The sequence below is a fragment of the Streptomyces sp. NPDC005151 genome (assembly GCF_053599875.1).
In genome coordinates, this window is the sequence record NZ_JBSFYR010000193.1 from 1 (window position 1) to 5,459 (window position 5,459).

At 67.9% G+C, this 5,459-nt stretch carries 3 protein-coding genes and 2 pseudogenes; 2 read left to right on the forward strand and 3 right to left on the reverse strand.

The window, feature by feature from the left end:
* Positions 1–268: 268 nt before the first annotated feature.
* Together ACWD6R_RS39655 and ACWD6R_RS39660 are read right to left on the reverse strand one after the other, a co-directional pair.
* Positions 269–1,291, reverse strand: a pseudogene (locus ACWD6R_RS39655) (carboxylesterase family protein); the annotation flags it as partial.
* A gap of 22 nt (positions 1,292–1,313) precedes the next feature.
* Complete coding sequence (locus ACWD6R_RS39660) at positions 1,314–2,231, reverse strand: MBL fold metallo-hydrolase (protein WP_451823201.1); 918 nt, start codon at positions 2,229–2,231, stop codon at positions 1,314–1,316.
* Between the two features lie 138 nt (positions 2,232–2,369).
* On the opposite strand from ACWD6R_RS39660, the pseudogene ACWD6R_RS39665 reads away from it, so the two are divergent.
* Positions 2,370–2,568: pseudogene (locus ACWD6R_RS39665) on the forward strand (transcriptional regulator); the annotation flags it as partial.
* Between the two features lie 409 nt (positions 2,569–2,977).
* On the opposite strand, the gene ACWD6R_RS39670 reads toward ACWD6R_RS39665, so the two are convergent.
* Complete coding sequence (locus tag ACWD6R_RS39670; protein ID WP_451823202.1) at positions 2,978–3,409, reverse strand: DUF4240 domain-containing protein; 432 nt, start codon at positions 3,407–3,409, stop codon at positions 2,978–2,980.
* Between the two features lie 1,024 nt (positions 3,410–4,433).
* On the opposite strand from ACWD6R_RS39670, the gene ACWD6R_RS39675 reads away from it, so the two are divergent.
* Complete coding sequence (locus ACWD6R_RS39675; protein ID WP_451823203.1) at positions 4,434–5,072, forward strand: hypothetical protein; 639 nt, start codon at positions 4,434–4,436, stop codon at positions 5,070–5,072.
* The last annotated feature ends 387 nt before the right edge of the window (positions 5,073–5,459 follow it).

Below are 5,459 nucleotides of genomic sequence, written 5' to 3' on the forward strand. Positions count from 1 at the left end.
TCAGGTGCGGGGCGATGGCGTCCAGGGCCCGGCCCAGACGGTCGTCGTTGAGCAGCTCCGGCTCGATCCCGAAGACTTCCTCCACGGCCCACTCCGGAGCGTTCATGTAGATTCCGCACCGAATTGAGCTCTTCCACGTGTACATGAGCGCCGCCTGAGCATGTGCTCAAGTGCCTTGGAAGCTCTGGCTGGTTGGTTGCCGATTGGCGGAGAAGTCTTGCGGGCGCAACCGGTTGCCTCGGACTTCGGCGACCGGCGACACTCCGGGCGCGGCGAGGGCGGTCTCCGGGTCTACATGCACCCGGGTGGCGACGGTGCGCACGTCCGCTTCCGTGGTGGACTCCAGGTCGCCCTGCGGTACGAGGTAGAGGTGCCCCTCTTCGGCGTTGGTGCCGATGAGCAGGTCGACGTCGCCGGCCGGACCGTCGGCGAGACCTTCGGCGGGCTGGACCGGCAGGACCAGGCTGAAGGGGCTGAGCCCGGCCAGCGGGTCCGTGGCGGTGCTGGTGCGGAGGTCGAGGCCGGCCAGTGCGGGCAGGATCGCCAGGAAGCGCTCGTCCGGGATCGGGGCGAACGCCTCGGCGCTCGGTTCGACGCCCAGCGCGGCAGCCGCCGTGGCGGTGACCCGTTGCGCTTGCTCCGGGGTGAACGCGCCGGTGCCGTTGCCGCTCTGGACGATCGCTCGCCGGAACAGGCCCTTGGCCTCCGGTGTCGCGAGCAGCGCGCCGGTGAGCGTGGCGCCCGCGGACTGGCCGAAGACCGTGACGTTCTTGGGGTCGCCGCCGAATGTCGCAACTGTGTCGTGTACCCAGCTGAGTGCGGCGAGTACGTCGAGCAGTCCGCGGTTGGCCGGAGCACCCGCTAGATCGAGGAACCCGGGGATGCCGAGGCGGTAGTTCACCGTCACGGACGATGTCGTCGCGGGCGAACGCGCTGCCGTCGTAGAGCGCGGCGCGGTTCGAGCCGGTGACGAACCCGCCGCCGTGCACGAAGACCATGACGGGGCGCCTGCCGCCGTCGGCGGCAGGCGTGTGGACATCGACGGTCAGTACTCCTCGCCGGGCACCCAGCCCGGCCCGAAGTAGGGGATCATGTCGAGTTGGCCGAAGTCGCGGGCCGGCTGGGGAGCCGTGGGCGAGGGCTGCCTGCCGTCGCGGACACCGGACCAGCCCGGATGCGGTGCGGGCGGGGCGAAACGGCCGGCGCCGGTCGGTGCCGCCGCGTAGGGGAGGGCGCGGTAGCGCCCGCCGGGGTTTCGACGACCGGATCTGCCTGTTGGGGCATGGGACACACTTCCTCTCTGAAGGGGGACATCAGGAGATGCGGGAGAAGCCCGCCCACTCCTTGATCGCGAACTTCGATCCGCTGCGCGCGACCTCCGCGGCGCCTTGGCCTCCGAAGTGCGCCGGGAACACGAGCGCGTTGTTCTCGGCGGCGCGGCCGAGCAGCTTGTGCCGGGTCGCGCGGGACTGTGCCGGGTCTTCGCAGAAGCAGGAGTTGGTCTCCGGCTCTGCGATTTGCAGCGGGGTGTGCACCAGGTCCCCGACGAACAGGGCCTGATCGCCGCCGGATTCCAGGGTGAGCACGGACGCGCCGGGGGTGTGCCCAGGAGCGAGATCGAGCCGCAGGTTCTTGTCGATCCGGTACGTCCCCTCCCACAGACGCGTCAGCCCCGCCTGGTGGACCGGCGTGACGCTGTCCTCGAAGACATTCTGGTTCCCGCGGCCAAACACGGTCTTGTTCTCGTTGGCCGGGTCCCAGAACTCGAAGTCCCGCCGGGTCATCAGGTACGTGGCGTTCGGGAAGGTCGGCACCCAGGTCCGGCCGTCGAGGCGGGTGTTCCAGCCGACGTGATCGATGTGCAGGTGGGTGTTGACCACGATGTCGATTTCCTCGGGTCGCACCCCGGCGGCGGCGAGGTTGTCGAGGTAGTTCGTGTCCAGGCGGCTCCACACCGGCGCGTAGGGCCGGTCCTTGTGGTTGCCCACGCCGGTGTCGACGAGGATCGTGCGCCCCTCGCTGCGCAGCAGCCAGGACTGGATCGCCGTACGACACTCGCCGGTCTCCGGGTTCCAGAAGTCGGGCGCCAGCCAGTCGCGGTGCTCGTCCCACGAGCCGTCGGGGCTGTCCGGGAAGAACTGGCCCGGGGGCATCTCGACCGAGCCGTAAAACTCTTTGATGCGGGTGATGGTGACGTCGCCAAGGGTGATCTGCTCCGGGTTCTGATCCATGTGGTCCGTCCTCGGGTCCGGGGTGCGTGGCCGAATGAGACCGAGCATGGACACGCGGACGGGCACGAACCACTCCCGGGTTGTCCTACCCCTCGCAGGGTGTGGCTGGGATCGGGCCGCGCACCAAATACTGGGGCAATGAACGGACCCGGCCCACTCGGCGCCTTCCTCCAAGCCCGACGGACGCGGCTGCGACCCGAGGACGTCGGCCTGCGCGACCTCGGGCCCCGCAGGCGGGTGGCCGGGCTCCGGCGCGAGGAACTGGCCCAGCTGGAGGGCGTCAGCGTCTCGTACTACGCACGGCTGGAACAGGGCCTGTCCCGCGGGGCCTCGCCGGCCGCAGACCGTCTGACCGCACTGGTGCTCGCCGCGCACCACTCCCCCGACGCCGGGCGGACCAGCATGGAAGCGGATCACCTGACCCGTACCTGCGGACTCGACCGGAACACGTTGACCGCGACACTCGACCGTCTCGTGTCCGTGAACGCCGTCGGAGCATGGACATTCGAACCGATCACGGAAGACGTGTCCTGGGACGCGCCTCGTAAATGAGAACTCTGCTCACGGGTATAGAGACAGCGCGCAACTCGCGTCGGCGCCGCCGGCGACAGCCGCGGGAGGTGGCGACGGCGCACCGGACAGGCTTGCCACAGAAATGCTGCAGATGATCGCCGCAGTGCCGTCCCGCCCGACATCGGAAGGTCACGGATTCCGGTGCTCTGTCGGCACGACTTGATCTGGTGGGGCTACGCGTCGACCCATCCCGCAGTGTTCGAGTAGGACTCGTAGGAGTAGCGAGTGCGACGATCCCACTCCTCACCGGTAATGTGCTCGTATACCCGGTCCGGCACGTAGAGCAGGCTCTCCGCCCAGATGAGACCGGTGGCGTACGGAACGAAGCGCGCCGGGTCCTGGAGCACGATCTCGTACGTTTCACGTCCGGCAGCCACGACGGCCGCGCGCGTGTAGAGGAAGCTGTCGCTCGACAGTTCGCGCCCGTACTCCTTGCGGTCCAGCCGGTAGAGCGCCCACGACAGCCGTTCGGCGAACCCGATGACCGCTGCGAGTGGCCCGGCAGACAGACGTGCCGTCAGCGCAGCGGCCATTTCTTGCGCGTCGGGATCGGGTGTGGGAGGTCTGCAGTCGTCGATGAACTGCCAGAAGGTGTTCTCGTTCATGTCGCTGAGCATGACGGACGGCTCTGACAAGCAGCCGTGTGACGCCTCACCCGGCGCTGGCAGCTGCTCGCCAGCCACACGACCTACCTGACACGACGGCGGCCGTCGTTGGTAAGGACGGATTCATCAGGGGAGAGTCCATGATGAGGGAGATGCTCGCCCACGTGTGTGCGCATCGACACCATCGGCGAACAACTGGAGCAGCTGGGCCAGAATCATGGCGGGCTTGGCCGTAGGTTGGACCGGCAACCGGGCGGCGGTCAGCAAGGGATTCCCATCCGTGTCCACTGGTGCTCAGCCCCATCCGCGTGGCCGGCGAGCTCTCGCCCGCCACCACGGCCAACGCGAGCACATGAGCGACACCCCTGGCCGCCTCGGTGCCCAGGGCCATCAGCAGATGCTGGCTGACGTACTGCCGCCTCGCGTCGGGGCACCAGAAGCTCGGGCGTGATCGCTGGACGCGTCGCCGGATGGATATGGAATGCGCAGAAAGCCCGCACATCATTGGTGTGCGGGCAAAAGAGAGGGGCAGTGGCCACAATGTGGCGAGTGCCCCTTCAAGTCCGAGCAGAGGCTATCAAGAGTGCCGCCGCACCGCTGCTCAGAGCAGGGTTCGACCACCCGCGCTACCTGCGCCGATATTCGACCTGGCAAATTTTCAGCGGCAGGCGGCGGCAATACCTGCCGCCCCCTGGAGGTTCTCGGTCCCGGTTCCCGGGGCCCTGTCTCCCCCGGCCCGGGTGGGCCGCACGGCGGTTCAGCAGTGACAGCGCCCCGGTCAGCCTCGTCGTTGCATACCCCGCATCTGTTGGTTCCTCACCCTGAAGAGAAGGGTGAGACATCACTCGACTGGCACATCAGGGCTCTACTCGTGCGTACTATCTCCAGACACTGCTGCACATTGCGGCAGTTATGTCCTGCGGGTGTCCCAGTCAGCACAGACGGGGCACCTGCCTCCACCCGCTCGCGGACCGGGTTCGTGCTTTTCACCGCCGTACCCGCGAGCTGCAGAAAGGCCCATGACATGTCTGAAATTCAGGTCCACGCCACAGGACTGGCGTCGCAGTACATCGCCCAGGTGACGGGCGACCTTGAGCGCAACGTCAAGGAGCAGGAACGTTTCAGTGCGGAAATCGAGGCGTTGCAGGAGCAGTTGGGTGCCCTGCAGCACGACCACTCCGTGCTGGTGAGCATGCAGGATGCACTTGGCGGCGCGAGCCCCGCCGGCGAGGCGGACACCACGGCCGCGCCGACCGTGCCGCGCCAGGCCACCCCCGAACCCCGGCAGAGCAAGCCGAAGAAGGCGGCCGCCACGAGTGCAAAGGCGACGGCATCCAAGAAGAGCGCTGCCAAGGCATCGTCCGCGAAAGCCTCGTCCGCGAAGGCACCCAAGGCAGACACCAAGCCGACCCTCGTCAACCTGATCCGCGGTCACCTGGAGCAGCAGAGCGAGCCGCGTTCCGCCACCGAAATCTCCGCCGCGCTCACGAAGGCCCACCCTGACCGCGGCGTGAAGACCACCGTTGTGCGTACCACTCTCGAAGGGCTGGTCGCCAAGAGCCAGGCTCAGCGCACCAAGCAGGGATCGTCCGTCTTCTACACCGCGACCGCTGCTTCGGAGCCTGCTGCGGCCGACTCTCAGCAGGAGGCAGTGGCCGGCTGAGCACTCTCAGGAGCGCCCATCTCACCGCCACCAGGGGGCGGTCCGGTGGCGTCCCGGCCGAAACCTCAGCGTGCATGGCCCAGCCGGCGTGCAGCGGTGCGGGAGTAGGCCTCCCCACACCGTCGCCCGCGCCCTCCCAACCGGTACCCGGGTCAAAGGTAGACGAACCGGCAGAACACCAGAACGAGACACCGTGGCCGAGCCTGCACGCCCGCCTGGTGGAGGTGTTGCAGGAGGCGAAGGCCCAGACCTCAAGGAGTAGGGATGCCTGCCGGGCGGTGCGGGCCCCGAGGCTGAATCGTTCCGGGTTCGGTAGAGACTCTAAGTTGTGGCTGTGACCAGCGGTTTTGGCTGGTTCTGGAGGTAGTAGGTGGCTTCGTACTCGGC

What these genes read in the sequence shown, in the direction of transcription:
- ACWD6R_RS39670 (WP_451823202.1), bottom strand. Translation starts at nt 3,409, where the DNA reads ATGAACGAGAACACCTTCTGGCAGTTCATCGACGACTGCAGACCTCCC.
- ACWD6R_RS39660 (WP_451823201.1), bottom strand. Translation starts at nt 2,231, where the DNA reads ATGGATCAGAACCCGGAGCAGATCACCCTTGGCGACGTCACCATCACC.
- ACWD6R_RS39675 (WP_451823203.1), top strand. Translation starts at nt 4,434, where the DNA reads ATGTCTGAAATTCAGGTCCACGCCACAGGACTGGCGTCGCAGTACATC.